We start from the raw sequence: 24,776 nt of genomic DNA, 5'->3' as shown, positions 1-24,776 counted from the left end.
ACGGCCGAGCCGGGTTCCCCTGCTCCGCCACCGCATCCTCCTCCAGTGAATCACTACACAGCGCTACCACCGATTACCGGACAGAGCCAGACGTTCGGTGTAACTCCCGATCACGCAAGATGCATCGATGACCACTGAGAACGTGTCCGAGTCCGAGGCTGTCGCGCCCACGAAGGCTGTGTCGGCGAAGGCCGTGGACGACCAGTTGATCGACGAGCTGGTGGGCCGGGCCCAGGCTGAGGGCCTGCAGCTGACCGGGAAGGGCGGGCTGCTGCAGCAGCTGACAGTGATGATGTATCCCGCGGTACCGCTTGGAGGGTCTGACCCGGCAGCTGACCGACCACTTGGTTGTCCTTGCTTGGAATTGTCGATCTCCCAAGCGGTGTCGCTGCGCGCAGCCGGTCGGGCGTCTGTGACTTCATAGGAGCCCGGCCAAAGGTCCCATCACTGAAGCTATGACAAGCACGATCCGGCGGGCAAGGACGGCGGCAACTCCCGCAACGGCAAACGCTCCAAGACCGTCCTGACCGATGTCGGGCCGGGCAGCCTTCAGTTCTTCGCCAGGAGCGTGCACTCCCAGGTCCTTGCGGTCAGGCGCTTCTTGAGGTTGGCGACGGCCGCATCGCGCTCGCCAGGCGCGCCGTTCACTCCGTCCGCCATAGGAATTGATGCGACCACCACATCCAAGTTGAAGTATTGACATGCACTCATCCAAGCTCCTAGCCTCAAAGGCGGCGTGTTCGGGGGGACGTCAGCGCACGCATGCTCGTCGAGGCCGGATCTGCCCGGCGCCGTCTCCCCGTGAAATAGGGGGGAACAGTGACGGGTCCCTTAAGACGCATACGCACCGGCCTGTTGATGGTCACATCGGCTCTGCTCGTTGGCACGCTGCTGCCCGGCGCCGCAGCGGCTGTCGACGCGGACACCGCTGAGGAGACAGTAGGAGTCGTGCGTTTCCTGACCGGGCCGGACCATCTGACGACCGACGGTAAGCCGGCGCCCGAACTGGTCGCTGGTATCGCCGACAAGGGGAAGCGGATACCGCGGGAGAAGCTTCCGACGCCCACGCCGGACACCCAGGCCACGGTGACAACGGCCGACGAGGCACGCGCAATAGCCCGTGAAGACGGCGCACGGTACGTCGTGCCGAGCGAGAAGTTCGCTGAGCCGACCGGGGACTTCGAGGCATTCTACGACGGCATCACCGTCCAGGAGTGCCGGGAACGCAGTGACCTGTCCGGCCGACCACAGGGCTGGATCAAGAACCACTTCGCCTACTGCCAGATAGGCGTCATCGCGGCTGAGCAGTACCGCTGCACATGGATCTTCTGTCGGAAAATCGGATCCTTCTCCGCCCGCGTGACCCACATCGGTACCGGCTACCAGGGCCTGCGGGAGATCGACTGGCACGTCTACGTGGACGAGATCGTCGCGTCCGGCGTGAGCAACGGAGGGATGCTGACCGTCCGGGCCGAGTGCGCCGGTTCCTCCTCAGGCGCCTGCTTCTCGCAGCCCCCGTTCGACCGGGTCACCCAGAGCGTTCAGCAGTGGCGCCGGTATGAGGACGGTGTGCTGTACTTCACCTCCCCCGCGCAGCCGGCCTCCCCCGCCCTCGGCGAGCAGGTCAAGCATGGGACGTTCCAGTTCAAGTACGACTTCACGGCCGCCGGACGGACCTATACTTCCGACGGCCCGGAGACCAGCGCCCGCTTCGACTCCGCCTGGTATCTCCCCAACAGCACCGGCTCGATCTTCGACCGCGTGGACCCCTACCTGCGCTACAGCCTGAGCGACCCGGAGGTCGACGAGACCGCCCAGCACATCTACGACGCCCAGAACCACGCGGACACACAGACGTATCCGAAGGTCAACTACACCAAGACCATTCCGGGTGACTCGGCCGCCGATCCGCTGCACCGCCTGTTCCACGACAGCACGCGGCGCAATCAGAACCGTGCCGCGGCGATCAGTGTCTGCCGGGCCCAGTGGCCGAACTATTCGGATAACGGGAAGGATTGTGACGAATACCCGTTCGCGACCACCTACGAAGGATCGGCACGCGACCAGTACCAGGCGAACGAGCCGTACGGCCGCTTCTCCGCCCGAGCCCTCGCCTCGGGCGACAACCAGGAAGCCGGTTCACGTCTCGGCGCCTGGTACGGTGCCGACCGCATTCTCGACGGCGATGCGTTCTACGTCGACATAGCAGAGTGATCCCCGGTCCGGGGCGGGCGTGCCTGCCCCGGACTCCCAGTACTGCCGCACGGAGGAGCCTCATGGGCCTGGACGCGCCCGGATGGTCAGGAGTCGTGCACGGCGACTGGACGAATCTGCCCAGGATCAGGGCCCTCCTGGACGCCGGCGCCGAGGCTGACGGCATCGTCTGGGGCGACCGTCGGCCGCTGCATGTCGCGGCCGAGGAGGGCTCCCCGGAGGTGGTCGCGGAGTTGGCCGGACGCGTGACCGACATCGACTCCGAGGAGCGGGGACGCAGCGCGCTGTGGTCCGCCGTCTACCACGGCCGCTCAGACAACGCGCGCATCCTGCTCGCCGCCGGTGCGGACCCGTGGCGGCCGATGATGGCGGGCTGGTCGCCTGGACGGCTGAGCCTGGCGGGCCCAGCGCCGGACCTGGTCCCGCTTCCGGCGGGCGAGGGCGGGTTGACGGACGACGAGCGCGCTGTGGCCGCCGAAGCTCCTCGGCTGGTCGAGATCTTCGCCGGTCACCGCTTCGAGGGGCTCGGCCTGGCGTGCGTCGCGGGCATCAGCGCCACGGAGGCAGTGCGCCGGCTGGATGCCACGCCGTTCGCTGTTACAGAGGAGGACCCTTCCCACGAGCCCCCCTTGCGCGGCCAGGGGAGGACTCATGGGGAGATCATCGGCGCCACCGACGTACCTGGCGGCTGCATCCTGACCCAGCCCTGGGGCTACACCCCTCAGATGCCCGGCGTACTGGCGGCTCTGTCATCAGGAACCGTCGCCCATGGGCTGTACGCCAACCCGAAGAGCGGTGATCAGGGCCGGATCTTCCGCGACGGCTACGCCGAGGGCTCGGACCTGCACCCTGGCGGTGAGCCTCGCCCCGACGCCACGTCCCGCGAGGTCCTCGTCGGCTACCTCGCACGAGGGAACGCCATCGCCTTCTGCTGCGCCTACGCGGGTGTGCGCCCACCCGACATCCGCGCGGTCACCGGGCCGCCCGACATCTGGCTTGGGCTGCCCGAGCGGGACTGGCGGCACTGACGACAGAGGGCCGGAGGGGGGCGCTTGCCGCAGACGCCATCGGCTGGGGTGCCGTCGAGTAATTGTCCATACCTGTAGGTTGGTTGAGGTTGTACGGGCTATGTGATCCTTGGGGCGTTCGACGAGGTGGCCGCGTTCGAAGCGGGCTGCGGCTCGCACGAGGGCAACGAGGTGGGGTGCGTTCACGGAGCCCCAGCGGGCCTGGGCGGACTCGACGAGCTTGAAGACCATCGCGAGGGCGGCGGCCGCGCTACCTGCTCCCTTGGTGACCTTGGTCCGCAGCCGCACGGTTACGAAGGGCGATTCGATGGGATCCGTGGTACGCAGGTGGACCCAGTACTCAGCGGGGAAGTCGTAAAACGCAATCGTCGGTGATCTTCCGGGCTACCTTGGGCCACTGCGGGCCGTACGTCTTGTCGAACGCGGCGACGGCCGTGACCGCAAGATCGCCCGGCGCGGACAACCGCACGGCTCGGGCCTGGGCCGGGTGCGGAGGGTTGCCGAGTCCGCCATCGCCTGGCTCCACGGACCCCGCCGCCTACGGACCCGCTGGAAAGCCCGAGACGACATACACGACGCATTCCTCCAGCTCGCCCACTGCACACTGCGGCTGCCCGCATGGATCGTAGCCGTCGGGCGACGGAGCGAGCAGGCCGAGCAGGTGGCGCAGTTCGGTCATCGCGTCGCGTCCGGCACCCTCGACCGCCTGCAGTGCGGACTCCGCCGCGTCCGGCAGGGTGGCCAGTACCTCACGGGCGGCGGTCGCCTGGACGACCATCAGGCTGACCTTGTGGCTGACGATGTCGTGGAGCTCGCGGGCGATGCGGGCGCGCTCGGCCGCCACCGCCGTACGGGCGGCGGCCTCCCGTACATCGTCAGGATGATCAGTGCCGCAGGTTACATCCGGGGGCTGATGCTCGGGAGGTGCACGCCGCCTACCGTCCCTGCCATGACCACCGAAGACATCAACAGTACGGCCCCGGAGGCCGACTCGGCCGTCGTGCGTGACCAGGAAGTCGTCCGGATGAGCGGCCTGCGCAAGGAATACGGCGACACCGTCGCGCTGAACGGGGTGTCGCTGGAGATCGGCGCCGGGGAGGCGGTGGCGGTGATGGGTCCGTCCGGCTGCGGCAAGTCCACCCTGCTCAACATGATCGCCGGGCTGGACCGGCCGAGCGCCGGCTCGGTGCGCGTGCACGGCGAGGATCTGGGCGGGCTGAACGAGACCGGTCTGGCGCTGTTCCGGCGCCGCCGGATCGGCATGATCTTCCAGTTCTTCAACCTCATCGACGACCTGCCCGCGATCGACAACGTCGCCCTGGCCGCCCAGCTCACCGGCACCCCGGTCCGCCAGGCCCGGCGCCGGGCGCTGGAGTTGCTGGAGGAACTCGGCATCGCCGACCGCAAGAACGTCTACCCCGCCGCGCTCAGCGGCGGCGAGCGTCAGCGTGTCGCGGTGGCCCGCGCGCTGATGAACCGTCCTGCGTTGCTGCTGGCGGACGAGCCGACCGGCGCGCTGGACAGCCACTCGGGCGAGCAGGTGATGGACCTGCTCATCGACCTCAACGAACTGGGCCAGACCCTGCTGCTGGTGACGCACGACCAGCGGCTGGCCACGCGCTGCGCCAGCCGCCTGGTGACCATGGCGGACGGCCGGATCATTGGTGAGCGGACCCTGGAGCGGTCGGCATGAGCGCGGTGTGGCGGGCCTCGCGCGCGGCCGTTCGCCGCCGTCGGCTGCAGACGGGCGTGATCGGGGCGGTGGTCCTCGTCTCCAGTGTGGCCCTGGTGGTCGCACTGGGCCTGCTGGACGTCGCGTCCGGGCCGTTCGACCGGCTCTTCGGCCAGGCGCAAGGCGCGCACGTCGTCGCGACCTTCGACGCGTCGAAGGTTTCCCGCGCGGAGCTGGCGCGGACAGCGCACCGTTCGGGTGTGCGGGCCTCGGCGGGGCCGTTCCCGGAAGCCGTGCTCGACATGCCACAGAGCGTGGCCGCCGAAATACCCGCGATAGGTTCCGGCCCGCGGACCGTGGTGGGGCGGGCAGACCCCGGTGGTCCGGTGGACCGGCTGGACCTGTTCGCCGGGCACTGGGCCACCGACCCCGGCCAGATCGTCCTGGAGTTGCCGGACGCGCCCGGGATAGCCAAGGGTCCGCACTCGCCGATCGGCAAGCGGATCCGGCTGCACGGGCTGCCACCGCAGACCGTCGTCGGCCTCGCGTCCAGCGTGAGCCAGACCGCGCAGGCATGGGTCTCCCCGCAGCAGATCGGGGCTCTGCACCCCACGACGTACCAGATGCTGTACCGGTTCGACCAGGCCGCGACAGCCCGGCAGGTCACAGCGAGCACCACAGCGGCGACCGCCGGCCTGCCGTCTGGATCGCTGCTCGCCCACCAGTCGTATCTGACGCTGAAGGCGCAGGTCGCGGCCGCGCCCAACGCCTTCGTGCCGTTCCTCATGGCCTTCGGCATCCTCGGCCTGCTGGTGGCGGTCCTGATCGTGGGCAATGTGGTGAGCGGTGCCGTGGTGTCCGGCTTCCGGCACATCGGGGTGCTCAAGTCCCTGGGGTTCACGCCCAATCAGGTGGTCGCGGTCTATCTGGTGATGGTATGCGTCCCCGCGACGGCCGGCGCGCTGGCCGGCACGGCTCTGGGCGCGGTGGTGGCCCGACCGCTGCTGCACCAGGTCTTCCAGGGCGCGGATCTGACCATGGTGAACAGCGCGGCGACGGTCAGCTCCTGGGTGTACGCGACCACGGCGCTGGGCATGCCCGCGGTGGTGCTGCTGGCCGCGCTGATACCGGCGCTGCGCGCGCACCGGCTCTCCGCGGCACGTGCGATCAGCGCGGGCAGCGCGCCCAGTGGCGGACGGGGGCTCGCGGTGCAGCGGTGGCTGACCGGGGTGCGGCTGCCGCGCTCGGTGAGCCTGGGCCTGGGCCTGCCCTTCGCACGGCCCGGACGGGCGCTGCTCACCGTCTCCGCGGTACTGCTCGGGGTGGCGACGGTGACCTTCGCCACCGGGCTGTCGACGACGATGGTCTCCTACGGCGACACCGTCGAGGGCGTCGGCAGGCTGCAGGTCGTCGTCTCGCGCGGGGAAGCCAGGTTCGGGCAGACCGTCCCGCATCACCGCGACACCGAGACACAGGCCCTGTTGCGCTCTCTGCCGCATGCCGCGGACGTGTCCGCCGTGGGTTTCGCCGACGTACGGCTGCTCGGGCAGAGCCAGGAGGTGTCGATCCAGGGTGCGCGCGGGGGCCGGTCCGTTCTCCAGGACGACCTGGCGAGGGGCCGGTGGATGCGGGCGCCCGGAGAGGTGGTGGCCTCCGGGAGGTTCCTGTCCAAGTACGGTCTGCGTCTCGGCGACTCGTTCACACTGGCCGCTGCGGACGGTCGGAAGGAGCGCGTGACCCTGGTCGGAGAGGTCATGGTCGGGCCGGCGGACTGGATACGCGCGGACTGGGCGACGGTGACTGCCCTGGAACCGGACGCGCAGGCCGACCAGTACTGGGTGCGGCTCACCCCCGGGGCCGATGTCAGCGCCTATATGGCGGCCGTTCGGACCGCCGATCCCGGGCTCTATCCGAGCGCGCAGACGTCGGTGAACACCGGGGCCGTGACGGTGATCAGCTCCGCGTCCGCGCTGACCCTGATGCTGACGGTGGTCGCCGCGATGGGCGTGTTCAACACCGTCGTACTGAGCAGCCGGGAGCGGCGGCGCGACCTGGGAATGCTGAAGTCGATCGGCATGACGCCACGCCAGGTCACGGTGATGCTGGTGGTGTCCATGGCCGGGCTCGGTCTGGTCGGCGGGATTCTGGGGCTGCCACTGGGTGTCGCGGCCTACCGCGTGGTGATCCCGATGACCGAGCACAGCGCCCACCTCGCCTTCCCGGCCCGGATGCTGGACGTCTGGCACACGGAGACCTTGGCGCTGCCAGCGCTGGCCGGGGTGGCGATCGCCGCACTCGGCGCAGTGATACCGGCGCGTGTGGCGGCTCGGCAGACCATCGCCCGGGTCCTGCACAACGAGTGACGTCCCGCGTCGCGTCGAAGGCGGGCGCCTGCCGGGCCTCAGCGGCCCGGCAGGCGCCCGCGCGCCATGCATGCAAGGCCGGTACAGCGCCCCTCGGACAAACCTGACAGCGCATCAAGAAGGTCAGCATGGGGTCAGCATGAGTTCGGCCAAAGGTGATCGAACCTGCTGAGACTTGGGAATGAGGAGAGCCCCCTGCAGGGGCCGCTGACCTTGGAAAGGCCCCGTCATACCGACATTGCCGCGCTGCGCCGCCTTGACGCCACGAAGAAATCATGTAGTGCGTCGGTCCGCCCGGGCCTGGTCGAGGGCTTCGGTTGGGGAACGGAACATCTTCACCGTGATCACCCGTACCGGTCAACCCGCAGGGTCAGGACCAGCCACGTCTCGAACGCCTCGTCCGGCGGCGGCAACAGCGAAGCCTCGTGCGGACCGGCCATTGCCCGGTGGATCAAGGCTTAGGCATCAGCGGTGCACCGGGTCGATACCCTGCAACGTCGGTGTCACCGGCCTGATGGTGCCATCGGCGTTGAACTCGAGCCGGTCGATCGCAGTCTCCCGGTGCGTGCCATCACCGTTCGGGATGGCGAACCGGTGGTACACGATGTACCACTCGTCCCGCCCTGGTACCTGGACCACGGAGCAGTGGCCGGTGCCCTTGATCCCGAGCGAGAGGTCCTTGCGCAAAATGACCTGCTTGCGGCTCCACGGCCCTATCGGCGATGGCCCCGTCGCATAGGCGACCTGGTAGTTCTCGCTGCGGGTATCGTTCTCTGACCACAGGAAGTAGTAACGCCCGTCGCGCTTGAACACGAAGGCGGCTTCGTTATAGCCGCTCGGCCGGTACCTCTCCACCTTCGCCCGGTCGAAGGAGACCATGTCCCCATTCAACGGAACCTGGTACGCATATCCCTGTCCCCAATATAGGTAGGGCTGCCCGTCGTCGTCGGTGAACACCGCGGGGTCGATCATCTGCCCGCCGAAGGATCCCGCCGAGACCAGGGGTCGCCCCAGCGCGTCCCGGAACGGGCCTGCCGGTGAGTCGGCGACCGCGACACCCAGGTTCTTGCGGGTGTCACCGCTGGCCTTACCGCCGCTGAAGTAGAAGTAGTACTTGCCATCGCGTTCCGCGATGGTCGGCGCCCAGGCGTTGCGGTCCGCCCAGGAGATGTCCTCGCCAAGGTCGAGGATCACCCCATGATCGGTCCAGTTGACCAGGTCCGGGGAGGAGAACGCCTTGAACTGCGTGCCGCTCCAGCCGTCGAACCCATCTGTGGTCGGGTAGATCCAGAACCGGTCCTCGAAGAAGGCGACGTTGGGGTCGGCGTACAGACCAGGCAGCGCCGGGTTGTTGTTGCCGCCCTCACCGTCGCGGTCAAACCCAAACATCTGGTTGGTGCCGCCGTGGCAGGACCACTGTTGCATTCGGGCTCCGTCCTCGCCCGACCTGCCGGACACATCCAGGCACTTCCCGCTGTGCCGGGCCACCACCGACACTTGGCCGTTACTGGCGTCGCGCAGCTGCCACTGCTGGTTCGGCCCGCTATGACACGACCACTGCAGCACCCTGGCACCGTCGGCGGTCGAGCGGCCCGCCACGTCCAGGCACTTGCCGGAATGCTGTGCGACGACCTGCACGTAGCCGTTGCCCACCTCCCGCAGGTCCCACATCTGGTTCGTGTCGCCGTCGCAGGGCCACTGGCCGATCTCCGCGCCGTCGCTGGTCGAGCCGCCGACCACCGCAACGCATTTCCCGCTGTGCAGGGCGACAAGGGAAGTCGGCTCGTCCGCATGCGCCTGCCCGCTGAGCACCACGACAAGCGACGCGGACAGCACTAAGCCGAGGGCTGCGGCCAGCGCGGTCTTGAGGGTCCTGCGCATCCGATGTCCTTTCCGTGTGGGGTTCATGCTGCACTCCGTCGCCACTGCTGGTTGGTGCCGCCGTGGCAGGACCACTGGAGCAACCGGGCTCCGTCGGCGCTGGATCTGCTGGAGACGTCCACGCACTTCCCGCTGTGCCGGGCAACCAGCGACACGTATCCGTCACCGGCGTCGCGCAGCTGCCACTGCTGGTTCGTCCCGTCATGGCAGGACCACTGCTGCAACGTGGCGCCGTTCGCGGTCGAGCTGGAGGCCACATCCAGGCACTTTCCCGAATGCTGCGCTACCAACTGCATGTAGCCGTTGCCCAGATCCCGCAGCGTCCACTGCTGGTTCGTCCCGTCATGGCAGGACCACTGCTGCAACGTGGCGCCGTTCGCGGTCGAGCTACTCGCCACGTCGGCGCATTTCCCGCTGTGCCGGGCGGCAAGGGTGACCGCGTCGCCACTGCCGCCGCTGTATGTCTGCTCCAGCCGGTCGTATTCGGCCGCCGTGACCGGCAGCACCGTGCCGTGGCGCGGTGAGGACGGCAGGTCATACGACGAGGACTCGGTCCAATGGCCGCTGGGGAGGTCGGTGGTTTCGAACGGTACGTACCCGCGGCCGCCGTACTCGTCGATGAACTGGTACCAGCGGTTCTCGGTGTTGGACTTGAACACCAGCGGGCCCTCGCCCCGGCTGATCGTCCCCTGCCCGATGCACTCGGCCTGCCGCCGCCAGTTGGTGCTGGTCAGCGAGGTCGAGGTGTGCGAGGTGATGTACTTGCCGCACGTGGCGCCGCCCCGCTCGTCCTTGGTGTATCGGTAGTACGTGCCGTTGTGCTCGAGCACCGTGGAGTCGATCACCGAGTAGCCCGGGTTATACCACTCCCTGGCCGGGCTGAACGTCCGGAAGTCCTGGGTGGTGGCATACATCATCCGGTTGTACGAGCTTCCGGTGTGGTCCGGGTCGTTGGCGGCGTAGATCTTGGACGCCCAGAACACCACGTACGCGCCGAGCGTGTCGTCGTAGAACGCTTCGGGCGCCCAGGTGTTGCCGGCGGTGTCCGGCGAGACGCGCTCCAGCCGCGGCGTGCTCCAGTTCACCAGGTCATCCGACTCGGAGACCACGATGGACTTACTCCCGTGCCGCTGAGCCCGATTCCAGTCCCCGTTGCCGTAAATCCGCAGGTCAGTGGCGATTTGGTAGAACTTGCTGCCGTCCGCGGACCGGATGATGAACGGGTCGCGCATCCCCCGTTCGCCGACCCTGGAGGTGAGCACCGGTTTGCCGCCGTTGAGCTCGCGCCAGCGCAGGGGATCGTTGCCCCGGCTCAGCGCGAAGTAGATCTGCTCGCCGTTGCTCGAACCCTCACCGGTGAAGTAGGTGAACAGGTAACCCGCGTACGGCTCAGACTCTTGCGCCGCGCTGGTGGGGGTGTGGACCAGCAGTCCTGCCGCGAGCGCGATGGCCGCAGTCGCCGCCTTAAGGGTCACCAGCCATGATCTTGTCAAGCGCATTTTCGGCCTCCTCATCAGTGAGGGTCGATTAGAGTGTTAACGCTCACCTGAACGTCCGTTCGTGTTACGGACCCTTCAGACTGGACAACTGCTCATGCTGCGCGCCCGGTAGCGCTGGGGGCGGTGGGGTCAGGAGGGCATCGGAGATCGGGATGCCCTCCTGACCGCTGTGGGTGGTGTTAGGTGTTGGGGCCGATTTCTATGTAGTCGACGTTGGGCAGCCCTGCTGCTGTGGTTGGGTCGAGCCGGATGGTGTTGTTGCCGTCGTTGAGTGACACGGTCAGGGTTTTGGTGGCCCATGCGGACCACGCGCCGGTGGATTCGAACGAGACGGTGTCCACTGTGGTCCCGTTGACGACCAGGTTCGCCGGCCGGGCGTTACCGTTGCTCGCGCCGTTGGCGAAGCGGACCTCCACCGTGGCTGTACCAGCGTCTGCCTTTGGCGTCACCGTGAACTGTGCGTAGGCACCCGCAGCTTGGTCACCGTTACAGAACCCGGTGCCGGAATAGCCGGTGTGGTCCGAGTCGATCGTGCCCTGACACACCGCCGGTGCGGACTCCGCCTCGTAACGCGGCCCCGGCGGCTCCAGCGGCGGGCCGTCGTCGGTCTTGACGAGTGAGAGTTGGTCGACGGTGAAGCCGCCCGAACCCGACGCCCGCACGGTGACGGTGGCGCCCCCGCTGGGTAGCTCGATGCCGGTGAGCTCGCGCTTGCTCCAGCCCCCCGACGACGGGACGTTGAGAGTTCTTTCGCTGCCGTTGGCGCCGGTTACCACGACCTGTCCGGAGCTGCCCCGAGCGTGCAAGGACAGGGTGTACTCGCCGCTGGGCACCGACTCGATCCGCTGCTCGACGCCGCCGCGGTCACCCACCTGGAGTGCGAAGCGAGACCCGTTCGCACCACCATCGACATTGGTCGACCAACCGCCGATCCTCCGCCATCCCCGTACGTTGGAGACGATGATGCGGTCGGCCTGGATGTCCGGGTTGAGGATGTAGTTGTTCTGCGGCCCGACGCGCCACTCACCGGTCGTGACGTTGAACTGCCACTGGCTCATCGAGTGGAACTCCGGCCGCGAGCCGGTCTTGGTGATCGGCACCCACTGGTTGTATCCGATACCGTTCCAGGCGAAGTCGGCCCAGCGGTCGCCTGCGTAGATCACCGTGTTCTGCTCGGTGCCGTTGACCGTCACGAAGAACCCGGTCTGGGTCACGTGGCTGTAGTCCATCTCGGTGCCCTCAAGCGTGTACTCACCGGTGTAGTCGCCCTGGACATTGCTGCTGGTCGACTCCATGACATGGTTGACAGAAGTGTTCCAGCCGTGCAGGTCCGACGCCGCGTGGTAGTACTTGCCGTCGAGCTTGAACATGGCGTTGCCCTCGCGACCCTCTGAGTTGCGGCCGATCTGCACGCCTGGCTCGATCCGCAGTGAGTCGGACTCCCGGAACTTGGACACGAAGGCGCGCGAACGTCCTTCGCGGTTGGAGAAGATCAGGTAGTCCGTCCCGTCGTCATCGGTGAAGACGGTCTGATCTCCGGTGCCGGACGTCGGCGAGTTCTCGACCCAGGTCTGGAAGTAGCCGTAGTCGAAGGAGTCGGTCGGCGAGTCGCCCTGCAGCAGCAGAACGCCGTGCCCGCCCCTTCCCGGGTGCCACATCTGCACGGCGAGCACGTACTTGCCGGTGTTCTCGTTGTAGGTGACACCGAGCCGCCCGACCCAGCCCGCACCACCCAGGTTGGCGCCGCTGCCGACGCCGGTGGAGCGCGTCGCGACCCGGTTCTCGAACTTCCAGTTCACCAGGTCCTTGGACGAGTACACCGGGATAGACCTGAAGCTGACCTGGTTGTCGTACTTCCGCGTCGGATTGGCCCGGTAGGACTCGGCGCCGAGGTAGTGCACGCCGTACCAGTAGTAGGTGTCGCCGAACTTGAAGACCCCGCCGCCCTGCGAATAGATCGGGTTGCCGTCGGTGTCGTTCCAGAAGACGTCATTCGTGATCGTCTGGAATGTGCCCCCGTCAGCACGCTCCAGGTCGGCAGCGGCGGTCATCAGTTCCGTCTTCGCGGAGGCGACCTCCGACTTGGTGGCCGACGTGTCGTCTGCGACATCGTCCGCGGCGGTCAACGCCTTGGCGAAGGGTGCCCAGGATTCGGCCGTGTAGTCCGCCTTATCGCGTGTCTGGTAGTCCGAGACCAGGTGATCGAAGCCGCGCTCCTGCACCGGTTTGGCTTCGGGACCCTGGTCGTTGAGCCCCGTTGCCGGTAGCTCCGCTGCCAGGGTCTGCGTTGCCGGTGTCTGCGCCGCAGCGGTGCTCGCGGAGAGCGGAACCGCTAACGCCATGGATAACAATGCGGCGGCCCCGAGTTTCGCAGCCTTGCTGAGCTGTTTCATCAATTCCTCCCGATGGCAGGGTTAGGGAAGGTGATCAGCGACCAGCGCGTGGCACTGGATCGTGCCAGGCCGTACTGCGCGCCGGCGTAAGTGGACACGAAGCTCGCCTCGTCCCATCACCTCCCGGAGTAGGTGATGTCCGGCCGGGGCGGCCGGCTCATTCCGGCGCCGAGGAAGTAATCGACGTGGTGGGACTGCATGTAGCCCTTGACCGTCATGTCGTTGCGGTAGGCGGGGTTGTGCGCCAGCGTGTACAGCCGGGTGTTCGACGGCCGGTCGGTCGTGAAGACGAGCAGCTCGTTGTACGACCCGTTGGGCAGCACGACTTCCTCGCGCCAGTCGCCGAAGATGTCTGCGAGGAGAACGGGCTGGCTGCGTGGTCCGAGGACCCCGCCGTAGTCCCAGGTCTGCTCCAGACGCGGCACCCGGTTGGTGGGGGTCGGGTTTTCCGCGTCCCACTTCTCGATCTTGCCGCTGTTGAACAGTTCCATGGTGATGTCGCCGTCCCACCACAGTCCCATCTGCGGCCACGGCCGGAGGTTGGTGTTGGACTCGGTCAGCTCGTTCGTCGGCGCGTTGTAGAGCCCGGAGAAGGACCACACCTCCATACCCGGGTGGTTCGGGTCGATGTCGCCGGCCATGCCTCGGCCGACGTCGGCGGTGCCGGACGCGGAATGCCGCCAGATCATGTCGCCGGTGGCTGCGTCGTAGTAGTACTCGCGCAGGCCGCTGCGGTTGTCCTGCTGGACCCCGTAGCCCTCAAGGCCCGGCCGGTTCGGGTCCATGTCGGCGATGTGGAAGCGGTCGCCGTGGACGATGCCCTGCGGCCCGAGGGAGTACTTGAGTGTGCCGTCGCCGTCCAGGACGAACCCGATCTCGGCGAACTCGTCGTCGCCGTCGCTGTCCACGTCGAGGCAGCGGCTGTTGTGCCCGTCGGGGTGGTTCCCGTTGCGCAGCCACTTCCACCGCATATCGACATTGCTGCCGTCGAAGTCCCAGGCGGTGACCATGAGGTTGAAGCCGCCGTTGCCGACGCGGTTCTTCATGTAGGCGACCAGGCTGGGTGTGGTGCCGTCGAGGTGGCAGGCCGCGAAGCGGGCGTACATCGGACCGTCGGACAAGAAGTCGGTGGGCACCGGCGCGGTGGCGCGGGCTGCCCCGGTCATCCCGTCCAGGATGGCCATCGCCTGACTGGTGTTGTTGGGCAGGTCGTTGTACGTGGCGCCATCGCCGAAGCGGACGCCGTTGGCGATCCGCACGGCGACCTCGGCGCGGCCGTCGCTGTCGAAGTCGTAGACGGTGACGCCGTCGTTGTGGCCGACGTCGATCGTGGACGATCCGCCCTCGATGTTGTTCTGGTTGCGGCTGTTCGGTCCCATGTTGACTTCCCACAGGAAAGTGCCGTCACTGCGGTATGCCTCGATCCGCTGCTGCGTCTCCTGCCGGTCCAGCACGTAGTCGTACTCGCCGTCGCCGGTGAGGTCGCCGACCCACACGAACTGGATCCGGCCACCGTCACGCAACGGAACCCGCACCACCGGCTCGACAGCGTGGTTGGCGCTCAACGTGAACGCGCCGCTCGGTGCCTGCTCCGTGCCGTCGACGACGGGCCGCACCCGGTAGCTGTTCGACCGGCTCAGGTCGGCCGTCGAGTCCACGAAGTTGGTGCGTGTGGTCAGCACCTCGGAGTTGAGCTTGACCTCCTGGCTTTGACCTTGGGTCGTCCGGTACACGTTGAACCCGATGCCGTCCGGGTCGAGCCCGAGCAGCCGCCAGCTGACCAGGACGCTGTCACTGTCCGACCGCACGGCCACGACCCCGCGGCCGAGATCCTCCATCTGCCTGCCGTCGCTTTGCGGCGGGTCGCTGTCGTCGGTCACGTCGAGGTGGTCGACGTTGGGCAGGCCGTTGGAATTCGTCGCGGCTACCCGGACCGTGTTGCTGCCTTCCTGCAGCTGCACCGTCCACGTCTTCGCGGCCCAGTTCGACCACGAGCCGGTGGGCTCGAACGACGTCGACTGCACCCTCGTGCCGTTGACGACAACGTCCGCGGACCGGCTGCCGGAGCTCCCGTTGGCGAACCTGAGCTCCAGTGTCACCGACTCCGCCGTCGACGCGTTCACCGTGAAATCGGCCGCGGAGCCGGTGGCGTTGGTGGTGTTGCAGAATCCCGAGCCGGAGAAGCCCGAGTGGTTCGAATCGATGGTCCCGTCACAGGTCGCCGGAGCGTTCTCCGCCTCGTACCGGGTCGCCGCGGCGCTCGCATCGGCTGCGAACGCCGTTACCGTGGTGCACAGCAGGACGGCTGTGGCCCCGGCTAGCGAGGCGTTGATGGACTGTTTCACGAATCCTCCCGTAGCAGGGTTCAGGGAAGGGTCGATTCAGTTGTGGGTTAGCGCAGGTGATCACCGACCAGCGCCAGGCACTGGATCGCGGCCATGCCGTACTGCGCGGTTGCGTTCGTGGACACGAAGCTCGCCTCGTCGACCGGTTTGAGCACGGCAGGGCCGTCGACCCGCACACTGCGGAAGGAGGTGTCGTGTGGATAGCCGGCGTGGCCGGTGCGGAACTCCTGCCACGCCTGGCGGCCAGTTCTTCGTTGTCGGTCTTCGCCGCGGCGTATGCGCTGAGCGGGGAGTGCGCCTGCCGCAGGTTCTGCGTGCCGAACGACTCGCCGGTCTCGGCCCGCTGCTCCTCGGGCGGGCGTTGTACAGTCGGCAGTGCTGCAACCAGGCGTCGGTGAAGTCCGGGATGTCGAGTAGCTCGACGTAGCTGTGCATGACGTCGCCGTAGTTCCAGAACCCGTACCAGCTGCGCTGCTCGACCTGGTCGCGGTAGTGCTCGAAGAGGAAGTCCAGCCATCGTCACCTCGGCGGTCTTCCCAGCCGCGCCGCGGATGTCGAGCTGCGTGGGGTGCAGCTGCCAGAAGTCGCGCATGCCGAAGGCGAGCCCGCCGCTGATCCCGCCGACGTAGCCGAGGCCGGACGCCCGGTCGCCGGTGTCGGCCTGGATCCAGCCACAACCAGCGCTGGTACGTTTGCGGACGTCGAAGCAGCGGTCGGATAGCTGGCGCAGGCTGTAGTCGCCCCAGGCAGGCACGAGGTGCAGCCGGCTGCTCACCCGTGTATCCCAGGTGGCCAGATCGGGGGTCGCGCGCCCGGCGACCTGCGCCCGCCGCACCGCTGCGCCAGGGTCGCGGCGCAGGCCGGTGACGCCGCGGACGGCCTCGCCGAACACGCCGTCCTCCGCTCCGGCGAACCGTACGTGGCGGTCGTGCAACTGGTCGGTCATCGGCACCTGGAACCGGACGCCGAGGCCGCTGATGAAGTGCTTGTCCTCGTCGCCGTCGAAGACGAAGGTATGCACCATCCGGATGCCGTCGCTGCCGGCGTAGAGGTACAGCCGTACGGTGAACGGCAGCCACTGGCGGCGGCCTCGCTCGGCGCGGTGCCGGCCATCGATCCGTACCACCGCGCGTACCGGGCCGCGCTGTTCGACCTTCACGGTACGGATGTCGGCGGTGAACCGTTCCTGGCGCACCATGCCCCGCGCCTCCTCGTCGCGTGGCGCGTTCTTGCGCAGGCACACGAGCGTGCCGCCGGTGGCGATGGTCCGCTCGCCCCTGGTGATCGACGGCACCAGGACGCGCCCGCTGCGGGCGATCCGGCAGTGGATGACGCCGGTGTCGACGTCGATCGCCTTGTCGTTCTCGGTGATCCGCAACCGGGAATTGGGTTCCTCCGGCTTGCCGGTGCGCAGCAGGTACTCGCGCGCCGGCGGGACCTCCGTGCCGATCGCGTGCGCGGTCCACTTGACCGTGCCGTCCGGCCAGAATCCGGTCGGCCACGACTGCACCGGCACGGCCTTGCCCGTCGCGGTGGTGAGGGACAACTCAGTGTCGCGGGGCAGGGCGCCCCGTGGCCACGGCACTCCCCAAGTGATGCCGACGAGAGCCCCTGGCTCCTCGCCTTCCAGCCAGCGCAATGACACCTCGGCGTCTGCGGCGGGACCTGGTGCGGGTCGCTGATCACTCGGTGCGGCGGCGGCCTGCCGTGGTGCGCCCAGTCCGCTCGCCGCACCGGTCACCGCCGCGCCGACTAGAACGGTGCGACGGGATAGTTCGGGCATCATTGCCCTCCACCTGTTCCGGTGTTGAAACGCTTACTATCGCGCCACCACAGTGGACCAAGTATGTCTTGATCATGTCAAGACCCATTGTCGCTTTTGTCGATTTTCCTGGGTATTGATCGATCCACGAGCGCCTCTAAACTCGCGTCATCGATACAAACGCTTTAACTCACATCCGACTTCCTGCGGCTGACGGACAGCTGTCGCCCTACACGGGGTGGACCAGGGCGCACCGGGAAGCGGTGGCCGATCACCTGCTGGACGCCGTGGAGTCCTACGCGACGCCGGGCGGTGCCCAGTACCGCCTGCCTGGCCGGCCAGGCCGCGGGGGCTTGCACTGCGACGGATTGGAAGGACACGCGAAGACCTTCCTGCTCGCGGCCTGCCGGATCGCAGGCGCCGGTGGTGACGTTCCCGCGGAACTCATCGAGCGGTACGCCGATGGCCTCGCCCATGGCACCGATCCCTGGCACGCCTACGCCTGGCAGAAGCCAGCGGACTGCTCGCAACAGCTGGTGGAAGCAGCCTCGCTGTGGGCCAGGAGGTCCGGCGACCGGCAGCGCGGGAGATGTACCGCGAGCGGCTGCGCGTCTTCCTGCAGCAGTACCAGCACATGTTCGCCGGTGACGGTGCGCCGGTGCATCAGGGGCGGTCGCTGTGCTACCGGTACGCCAGCGTGGCACCGCTGTGGCTGGGCGAACTGACGGATGCGACACCGCTGCCCGCCGGCCGTTCCCGACGGATCGGCAGCGGCGTCCTGCGGCACTTCGTCGAACACGGCGTGCCGGACGAGCGCGGCCTGTTCGGCCTCGGGTGGTACGACCGTTTCCTGCCCGCCACCCAGCACTACTCCGGTCCGGCCTCGCCGTACTGGGCGGGCAAGGCGTTTCCCAGACTGCTGCTGCCCGCGGACCATCCGGTCTGGACGGATCAGGAGAGTGCCGCGCCGATCGACAACGGCGACCAGGTCGTCGCTATACCAGGCCCCGGCTGGCTGCTGCACTCCACCCCGCGACGACGGAGTGGTGTGAGTGGTCAACCACGACAGCGACCGGGCACGCACCTACCCGCGAACGGGATCGAAGATCCGCACTACACCCGGTTCGGGTACGCATCCCATGCGGCTCCCGAGACGAGGGGAAGACGCTCGCATGCGGGCAGTGGACGGTCATCTCGCGGTGATCGGGCCGGACGGCGTCACCTCTCGGCGCCGGCGCATCGAGCCGATCGCCGCCGAAGGCCGGTTCGCCGCGTCGGCGTACGAGGATGGCCCGGTGCGGGTGGAGACGGGCTCGATCGTGCGGGGACCGTGGGAACTGCGCGTCCACCGGGTAACCGCCCTGCCCCGCTGCGTCGTCCGGGACGGCGGCTACGCGCTGGCCGGGCCTCGCCGGCTGGCGGTCCGCAACAGTCGCCGATGCGGCCATGTTGGCCGGGTGGACGGCCTGACCAGCGTCGTTGTCGCCCTGCACGGATTCCGTGCCACCGCGACCGCGGAAGCCGTGGACGCCAACGCGTTCGGTGTCTGTTCCGCCACGCCGTATCTGGTGGCGCCCGATCATCCCGGCGGGAGCGCCGTCTATGTCTCGCTGGTCGTGCTCGCCGGCGATCGGGTCGATCCCGCCGCACTGCGCGCGTCGGTCACCGCGTCCGTCGACGGCGACCAGGTCACGCTGCGGCTGCCGGACGGGGAGCGGATCGAGGTCGTGCTCGGTACCAGGGTCAGCTACGCGCGCTACCCAGTGGAGGGCGAGCCCGTGCGCTGGCCGTCAGAGGCCGCCGCTGACAAGGTATAAAGGACAATGTAACCGTTTCCTAAACGATGCATCCGATACCGCGGTGACGGGAAGGCCGATCAATGATGGCGCGACGGACGAGCGAGCCTGCCCACGGCAAACAGCGGTCCACGATCCGCGAGGTGGCGCGCCGGGCAGGCGTCTCCGTCGCCACGGTCTCACGAATCCTCAGCGGCGACTACCCGGCCTCACCCGCCACCCGCGAGCGCGTGATGCACGCCGTCGAGGAACTGGACTACGTGGCCAATGCCCACGCCCGCGCTCTTGCCGGCGCGCCGGCCAAAAGCCTCGCCATCGTGCTCAACTCGGTGATCTCGCCGGCCTATGCGCAGATCGCCCAGGGCGTGGAGGCGCAGACCGCCGCCGAAGGCAGGCTGTGCCTGGTCGGCACGACCGGCGGTGACCCCGAGCGCGAGCTCGCCATGGTGCAGTTCATGCGGGAGCAGCACGCCGAGGCGGTCATCCTGGTCGGCAACGTGGTTGCCGACGAGAAGTACCACAAGCGCATGGCCCGGTACGCGCAGGCCCTTGCCGCCAGCGGGTCCCGGCTGGTGCTGTGCGGCCGCCCACCGCTCGGCACCGATGTGCCCGCGGTTGTCGTGGAGTACGACAATGACGGTGGCGCGTTCGCGGCGACCAGCCACCTGCTGTCCGCGGGACACGAGCGGATCCTGTGCCTCGGCAGCCGTCCCGGCTACACCACCGCCGATGGCCGGGTGGCCGGGTACCGCCGGGCGCTGGCGGCGCACCGCGTGCCGCACGACCCAGCGCTGGAGGTCGAGGGCATGATGGTGTGGCACGAGGGCTACCGGATGATGAAGGAGCGGCTGGCCGCCGGCCCGCGCGACTTCACCGCCGTCTTCGCCCTCAACGACCTCATCGCCGGCGGTGCCGTCCGGGCGCTGGCCGAGGACGGGCTCCAGGTGCCAGACGATGTGTCGATAGTGGGATTCGACGACCTTCAGCCATCGCTCGATCTCGACCTGACCACCGTGCACCTGTCCCACGAGGAAGCCGGGCGCACCGCGGTGCGCCTCGCACTGGAGCACGAGGAACGCGGCGGCGCACCTCCGCACGTCCTGCTCGGGACGCACCTGGTGATACGCAATTCCGCCCGTCCCCGCGTGTCCTGACGACCTTGCGTCGGTCAGCCGACCACCCACATAACTGTTGGTCCACTGCCGGACTTCGGCACCGGGCTCGGTGCCCCAGTTGTGGTCGTCCAAGCGCACGTCGCTGTACTGGTTGCGGATATGCACCCATGTACCGGAGTCGCCGCTTTCGCCCGATGGAGCGTCGAGGACCGTGGAAGTGGAGACTGGGACCCCGAGGTCCGGGGTGCCGTCGGCGTCCAGGGAAATCTTCTGCACACGCGTGGTCCGCGTTGTGCCGCAGCCATGGGACGCCGAGGAGTTGGCGTGGTAGGCGATCCAGGTCTCGGTGCCGTCGGGTGAGGTGAAGAAGGAGGGGGGGACCAGGACCGTAGACGCCGTTGGCGTTGCTGCGCTGGAATACCGGGTCGGCGAACTTCCGCCAGGACGACGCCGCGAGCGGGTCGCCGCCGCGATACTCCAGCATGCCCACCCTGAAATCCGGTGTGCCGCAGTACCTGGCGGCGTAAGTGAGGAACGTGCGGCCGTTGCGCTGGAGGGCGAACGACCCTCGTTGACCGGCTGGCCCTGCCTCTCCCACGCGAGCGTCGGCGCCGAGATGCGGGTGCCGTACGCCGAGACGCAGGTCGGGCTGCTCATCGGTGCGATGTAGATCGACTGGAGCCCGTCGCGGTGGAACGCCGAGTAGTGGAAGTACAGGGCACCGTTGAGTTTGAGCACCACGCCGTCGATGGCTCAGCCGTCGTTCGGCATCAGGTCGAGCACACCGCGGTAGGTGTACGGGCCCGCCGGGTCGTTCGCGGCACTCTCCAGCACATGCGTGCGGCGCGACCCGTATCCGGACCGCGGTTCGACCGAGTAGTAGATGTACCAGCGGTTGTCGATCTGCTCCAGGTGAGGGCCCACATCTTGCAGCTGCCCTCGTTCTGATTCGCGGTGAAGATCCGCCTCTCCGGGGCGTTGCGCAGACCGGCGATGGTGGACGACTGGCGCATCAGGATGTCGGACGTCCACGTGGTGGCGACGAAGTAGTACTGGCCGTCGTGCTGGGCCAACGTCGGGTCGGCGCTGTTGTGCCTCGGCACCTCTGGATTGGTGGACGAAGGGCCCGCGGCCGCCTCCGCGCGGTCCTGGCCCACCACGATCATGGACAGGGAGACGTTCAGCGCGGCGACGAACAGCTGGCCTCGCCGACCTGCACCGCGCCGGTGACCGAGCACCATGGGAACTCCTATTTAACGAACGGGCGGGGACTCTACTTGGCGGCGGCGTGCTCCTTGGCCAGTTCCTCGGCGACCTTGTCACCGCCGTCCTGCCGCCACTGGGTGACCGCATCCTTTCCAGGCATACAACGGCTTGCGGCCGAACACGTTGGCCAGTGCCCACGAGATAAAGCGTTTACATCCAGTACCTCGATGGTTGCTGCCGTCTCCCTTGACAGCCAAACATTTCTTCTTTAGTAACCGTTTTATGTCGGCCATCGTCACGGAAGGGATCCATCCGTGCCGGAGCGCCTGTCGCGGTCTTCGCCATGCAGCCATGGGCGCTGCCGCCGTGCAGCGGCTTGGTCGAGGGAGGGCTGGAACCTGTGACGGACGAAAGTATCGCTCGATCATGCGCGAGCTGCACCCATCCCTGCTCCCAAGGAGTCATCCATGACCTTGCAACGACGGACATTCCTCCGCATGAGCGCCGCCGGAGCGGCGGGCGGGGGCCTGTCCCTGCTCGGCTCAGGGCAGGCGGCCGCCTTCGGGCAGCTGGCCACGGCACCGACCAGGGTGGCGTACGCGGTCGGCGTGCGCCGGTATGACTGGTATCGCGGCAACCGTCGGTGCCGAACCTACGTCTACTACCCCGCCACCGGCTCCCCCGGCGGCGACCCGGTCACGAACGCCCCGGTCGCCGACGGTGTCTTCCCGGTCTACAACTACACCCATGGCTGGGGCAGCAGCCCGCAGAACTCGATGTCCTTCATACGGCCGATGGCCGCGGCGGGCTTCGTCGTTCCCGCCCCGCACTTCAACTACGGGGGCTCCGGCGAGGTCTACAGCGGCGAGCCGTCGAAGGACGTCTCGCATATCCTCACCCAGACCCTCGCCCTCGATTCGAGCGGACCGCTGGCCGGGCACATCAACACCGACATCGGCGTTGGCGTCTCTGGCCACTCCCTTGGCGGCATGACCACCCACGGCCTGCTCACCGCCTGGCCCGACAGCCGGATCATCTCCGCCAACCCGCAGTCCTGTGTGGACATGGGCAACCCGTCCAGCTCGGTCTCCGCCCAGGTCATGTTCGTACACGGCGACCGGGACAACCTCACGGGGTACGACTCGGCCCGGCAGGCGTATAGGGAACTCCCCGCACCGAAGGCCTTCCTCACCTTCCTCGGCGGGAGCCACACCAGTTTCTGGGGCGACCGCCGATTTCCTGCCACCGCCGTGAACTGGGCGCAGTGGACCATGAACGGCGACACGGACGCCCGCGACCGTCTCCCCATCGACTCTGCCGGCTCGGACACGCGCTGGGAACACGTCACCGACGGCGACGACCCGCCGCCGAACACGGGGTACTTCAACCTGGTGGCGCAGCACAGCGGCAAGTTCGCCGACATCAACGCCCGGTCGAGCTCCGCCGGGACAGCGCTCATCCAGTGGCAGTCGACCGGCGGCACCAACCAGCACTTCGAATTCACCGACGCCGATGACGACCACGTGCGGGTCAAGGCCCGGCACAGCGGCCTGGTGCTCCAGGCCGCCGGCAACAGCACGGGCGCCGACATCACCCAGCAGCCCGAATCGGACACGGCGAGCCAGCAGTGGCGCATCGTCGACCACGGCGGCGCCATCAGCCTCATCAACCGGGCCTCCGGCCTGGCCATGGACGTCTGGGAGAACTCCCGCGCCGACGGCGCCCGCATCTCCCAGTACACCTACGACGGCAGCGCCAACCAGCGCTTCACGCGACGCAGCGTCTGAGAGGGCGTCTGACGTGGGGCGGGGCGGGCCGATGATCCGGCGCCGCCCCACCCCACCGTGCCACCTACCAAGCTGGCCCCCTGGCTCCGCTGGCCAGGCAAGCTGCGCCCTGTATTCCAGGCGATTCGATCACTTTTCGGAGGTCCATCATGCGCTCGTCTAGGCGGCGTGTGTCGCTGCTTTGTGCCGGACTTGCCGCAGCGTTGGCCGGTGCCGGACTCAGCATCAGCCCCACGGTGGCCGCCGCCGTTGCGGAGACCCGTTACGAGGCCGAGACCGCTCCGGCCACCTGCGACGGCACCATCGACACGAACCACTCCGGCTACTCCGGCACCGGATTCTGCAACGGCGACCGGGAAATCGGCGCCGCAGCCCAATTCACCGTGAACGCCCCGGAGGCCGGCACCGCAACGATCTCCATCGGCTACGCCAACGGCTCCACCACAACACGCCCCGCCGATCTGATCGTCAACGGCGACACCGTGCTGTCGACGTCATTCGCGCGCACCAGCGGTTGGGGCAACTGGACCACCACAACCTCGGTCGTGCAACTGAACTCCGGTGACAACACCATCCGGCTCAACCCCACCAGCACCAACGGCCTACCCAACATCGACTACCTCGACATCGAACTCGGAGACACCCCACCACAGCCACCCGGCTGGCCGCGGGAGTGCGCCCGCAGTTCGCCGATCGTCTGCCACTTCGACGTCGCTCCCGGCAACTACGAAGTCACCGCATGGATCGGCGACCGTGACACCGCGGGCAACACCTCGATGTCGGTGGAGGCCCGCCGCCGCATCCTGCCCGCGGTCAGCACCGCGGCCGGCACGATCACCAAGCACACCTACACCATCAATGTCCGGCAGCCAGAGGGCCAACCGACGGGCCAAGGCGGGACGGGTGACCCCGGATTGGACATCACCTTCGCCGGTTCGGCGCCCAAGCTGTCCGGCCTGACGGTGCAGGCGGCAAACGACCCGCTGGTGGTGTACCTGGCGGGTGACTCGACGACGTGTGACCAGATGCTCGCCCCGTGGACCGGTTGGGGGCAGCTCATGCCCACGCACGTGTCGGCGGGCGCGGTCGTCGCCAACTACGGCGACTCCGGCGAGAGCTCGGGGAGCTTCCTGCGCAACTCGAAGCTGTTCCCGACGATGAAGCCGCTGATCAAGAGGGACGACCTGATATTCATCCAGTTCGGACACAACGACAAGTCCACGTCGGCATCGGCGTACCGCAGCAACCTCACTTCCATGATCAACCAGGTACGGGATAGGGGTGGCGACCCCGTTCTGGTCACGCCACCGGTACGGCGGCACTTCAACGGCGACCGGCTCACTCCTACCGCGCGACATGTCAACAGCAGGGGCGTCGACCTGCCGGCGGAGATGCACAGGGTCGGCTCCCAGCTCAACGTGCCGGTGATCGACCTGACCGCCAAGAGCAAGGAGCTGGTGGAGTCGCTGGGTCCGAACGCCTCCGCCAGGCTCTACCTGCGCAAAGAGGAGGACGGGTATAAGGACAACACCCACTTCTCCGAGTACGGCGCTGGAAGGATGGCGGACCTGGTCGTCGAGGGAGTCCGCGAACACAACCTGTCCCTGGTCAGCTACCTACGCTGACAAGTGAGGAAGTTTCATCGTGATTCGTGCAGGTCAACGGCCCTGGCGTGACGGGCGGTTGGGCTGCTCGCGCATGTCACGAGCGTGATC

17 protein-coding genes and 4 pseudogenes are annotated in these 24,776 nt (G+C 67.8%); 11 read left to right on the top strand and 10 right to left on the bottom strand.

All coding sequences use genetic code 11. From position 1 onward, the window contains the following. Positions 1–127 precede the first annotated feature (127 nt). The gene (locus tag H8R17_RS47940; protein ID WP_262505850.1) at positions 128–424 is read left to right on the top strand and encodes a hypothetical protein; all 297 of its coding nucleotides are present in this window, start codon (positions 128–130) and stop codon (positions 422–424) included. A gap of 125 nt (positions 425–549) precedes the next feature. Here H8R17_RS47940 and H8R17_RS38495 read toward each other — a convergent pair whose 3' ends face one another. Next, the gene (locus tag H8R17_RS38495; RefSeq protein WP_187827842.1) at positions 550–711 is read right to left on the bottom strand and encodes a hypothetical protein; all 162 of its coding nucleotides are present in this window, start codon (positions 709–711) and stop codon (positions 550–552) included. Between the two features lie 237 nt (positions 712–948). Between H8R17_RS38495 and H8R17_RS38490 the strand changes: the two genes are divergently transcribed. Together H8R17_RS38490 and H8R17_RS38485 are read left to right on the top strand one after the other, a co-directional pair. Then, positions 949–2,214, top strand: a complete 1,266-nt coding sequence (locus H8R17_RS38490) for a NucA/NucB deoxyribonuclease domain-containing protein (protein ID WP_187827841.1) — start codon at positions 949–951, stop codon at positions 2,212–2,214. Positions 2,215–2,276: 62 nt separating this feature from the next. Continuing rightward, the gene (locus H8R17_RS38485) at positions 2,277–3,242 is read left to right on the top strand and encodes an ankyrin repeat domain-containing protein (protein WP_187827840.1); all 966 of its coding nucleotides are present in this window, start codon (positions 2,277–2,279) and stop codon (positions 3,240–3,242) included. Between the two features lie 108 nt (positions 3,243–3,350). Here the strand turns inward: H8R17_RS38485 and H8R17_RS47935 are convergent. Next, positions 3,351–3,690, bottom strand: a pseudogene (locus H8R17_RS47935) (transposase); the annotation flags it as partial. A 90-nt stretch (positions 3,691–3,780) separates the two neighbouring features. Further along, a complete protein-coding gene (locus H8R17_RS47930; protein ID WP_316959662.1) occupies positions 3,781–4,086 on the bottom strand; it encodes a histidine kinase dimerization/phosphoacceptor domain-containing protein in 306 nt (101 codons plus the stop codon). A 180-nt stretch (positions 4,087–4,266) separates the two neighbouring features. Here H8R17_RS47930 and H8R17_RS38475 point away from each other — a divergent pair, with 180 nt between their 5' ends. Together H8R17_RS38475 and H8R17_RS38470 are read left to right on the top strand one after the other, a co-directional pair. Next, positions 4,267–4,935, top strand: a complete 669-nt coding sequence (locus H8R17_RS38475) for an ABC transporter ATP-binding protein (protein ID WP_223125973.1) — start codon at positions 4,267–4,269, stop codon at positions 4,933–4,935. Beyond that, positions 4,932–7,277, top strand: a complete 2,346-nt coding sequence (locus H8R17_RS38470) for an ABC transporter permease (RefSeq protein WP_187827838.1) — start codon at positions 4,932–4,934, stop codon at positions 7,275–7,277. Before H8R17_RS38475 ends, H8R17_RS38470 begins: the two co-directional genes overlap by 4 nt. A gap of 465 nt (positions 7,278–7,742) precedes the next feature. Here H8R17_RS38470 and H8R17_RS49565 read toward each other — a convergent pair whose 3' ends face one another. The 6 genes and pseudogenes from H8R17_RS49565 to H8R17_RS38445 all read right to left on the bottom strand — a co-directional run bounded on the left by H8R17_RS49565 (position 7,743) and on the right by H8R17_RS38445 (position 17,178). Then, positions 7,743–9,158, bottom strand: coding sequence for a family 43 glycosylhydrolase (locus tag H8R17_RS49565; RefSeq protein WP_399477846.1), 1,416 nt, complete (start codon positions 9,156–9,158; stop codon positions 7,743–7,745). Positions 9,159–9,181: 23 nt separating this feature from the next. Further along, positions 9,182–9,556: an RICIN domain-containing protein gene (locus H8R17_RS49560; protein WP_399477849.1), complete on the bottom strand. Its 375-nt coding sequence runs from the start codon at positions 9,554–9,556 to the stop codon at positions 9,182–9,184. A gap of 60 nt (positions 9,557–9,616) precedes the next feature. Then, positions 9,617–10,543: pseudogene (locus tag H8R17_RS49555) on the bottom strand (glycoside hydrolase family 43 protein); the annotation flags it as partial. 293 nt (positions 10,544–10,836) lie between these two features. Then, positions 10,837–12,999: a family 43 glycosylhydrolase gene (locus H8R17_RS49550; protein ID WP_187827836.1), complete on the bottom strand. Its 2,163-nt coding sequence runs from the start codon at positions 12,997–12,999 to the stop codon at positions 10,837–10,839. Between the two features lie 167 nt (positions 13,000–13,166). Next, complete coding sequence (locus H8R17_RS38450) at positions 13,167–15,395, bottom strand: carbohydrate-binding protein (protein WP_187827835.1); 2,229 nt, start codon at positions 15,393–15,395, stop codon at positions 13,167–13,169. A 47-nt stretch (positions 15,396–15,442) separates the two neighbouring features. Next, positions 15,443–17,178: pseudogene (locus tag H8R17_RS38445) on the bottom strand (hypothetical protein). A 149-nt stretch (positions 17,179–17,327) separates the two neighbouring features. Here H8R17_RS38445 and H8R17_RS47910 point away from each other — a divergent pair. The 4 genes and pseudogenes from H8R17_RS47910 to H8R17_RS38435 all read left to right on the top strand — a co-directional run bounded on the left by H8R17_RS47910 (position 17,328) and on the right by H8R17_RS38435 (position 20,107). Then, positions 17,328–17,882 (top strand): DUF2264 domain-containing protein, encoded by a 555-nt coding sequence (locus tag H8R17_RS47910; RefSeq protein ID WP_316959663.1) that lies wholly within the window; start codon positions 17,328–17,330, stop codon positions 17,880–17,882. Continuing rightward, positions 17,774–18,058, top strand: a pseudogene (locus H8R17_RS47905) (DUF2264 domain-containing protein); the annotation flags it as partial. The gene H8R17_RS47910 and the pseudogene H8R17_RS47905, both read left to right, overlap by 109 nt. Positions 18,059–18,329: 271 nt before the next feature. Further along, positions 18,330–18,974, top strand: a complete 645-nt coding sequence (locus H8R17_RS47900) for a hypothetical protein (RefSeq protein WP_262505853.1) — start codon at positions 18,330–18,332, stop codon at positions 18,972–18,974. 122 nt (positions 18,975–19,096) lie between these two features. Further along, the gene (locus H8R17_RS38435; protein ID WP_316959661.1) at positions 19,097–20,107 is read left to right on the top strand and encodes a LacI family DNA-binding transcriptional regulator; all 1,011 of its coding nucleotides are present in this window, start codon (positions 19,097–19,099) and stop codon (positions 20,105–20,107) included. A gap of 714 nt (positions 20,108–20,821) precedes the next feature. Here the strand turns inward: H8R17_RS38435 and H8R17_RS38430 are convergent. Next, positions 20,822–20,992: a hypothetical protein gene (locus tag H8R17_RS38430; protein WP_187827834.1), complete on the bottom strand. Its 171-nt coding sequence runs from the start codon at positions 20,990–20,992 to the stop codon at positions 20,822–20,824. A 749-nt stretch (positions 20,993–21,741) separates the two neighbouring features. Here H8R17_RS38430 and H8R17_RS38425 point away from each other — a divergent pair. Together H8R17_RS38425 and H8R17_RS38420 are read left to right on the top strand one after the other, a co-directional pair. Next, positions 21,742–23,061, top strand: a complete 1,320-nt coding sequence (locus tag H8R17_RS38425) for an RICIN domain-containing protein (protein WP_262505849.1) — start codon at positions 21,742–21,744, stop codon at positions 23,059–23,061. 236 nt (positions 23,062–23,297) lie between these two features. Beyond that, entirely contained in the window at positions 23,298–24,686 is a 1,389-nt protein-coding gene (locus H8R17_RS38420) for a GDSL-type esterase/lipase family protein (protein WP_316959660.1), read from the top strand. Positions 24,687–24,776 lie beyond the last annotated feature (90 nt).

Source organism: Streptomyces sp. TRM68367, assembly GCF_014495685.1.
GTDB lineage: Bacteria > Actinomycetota > Actinomycetes > Streptomycetales > Streptomycetaceae > Streptomyces.
Note: the sequence above shows the minus strand (reverse complement) of the source record. Positions and strands in the feature narration are given on the sequence as shown.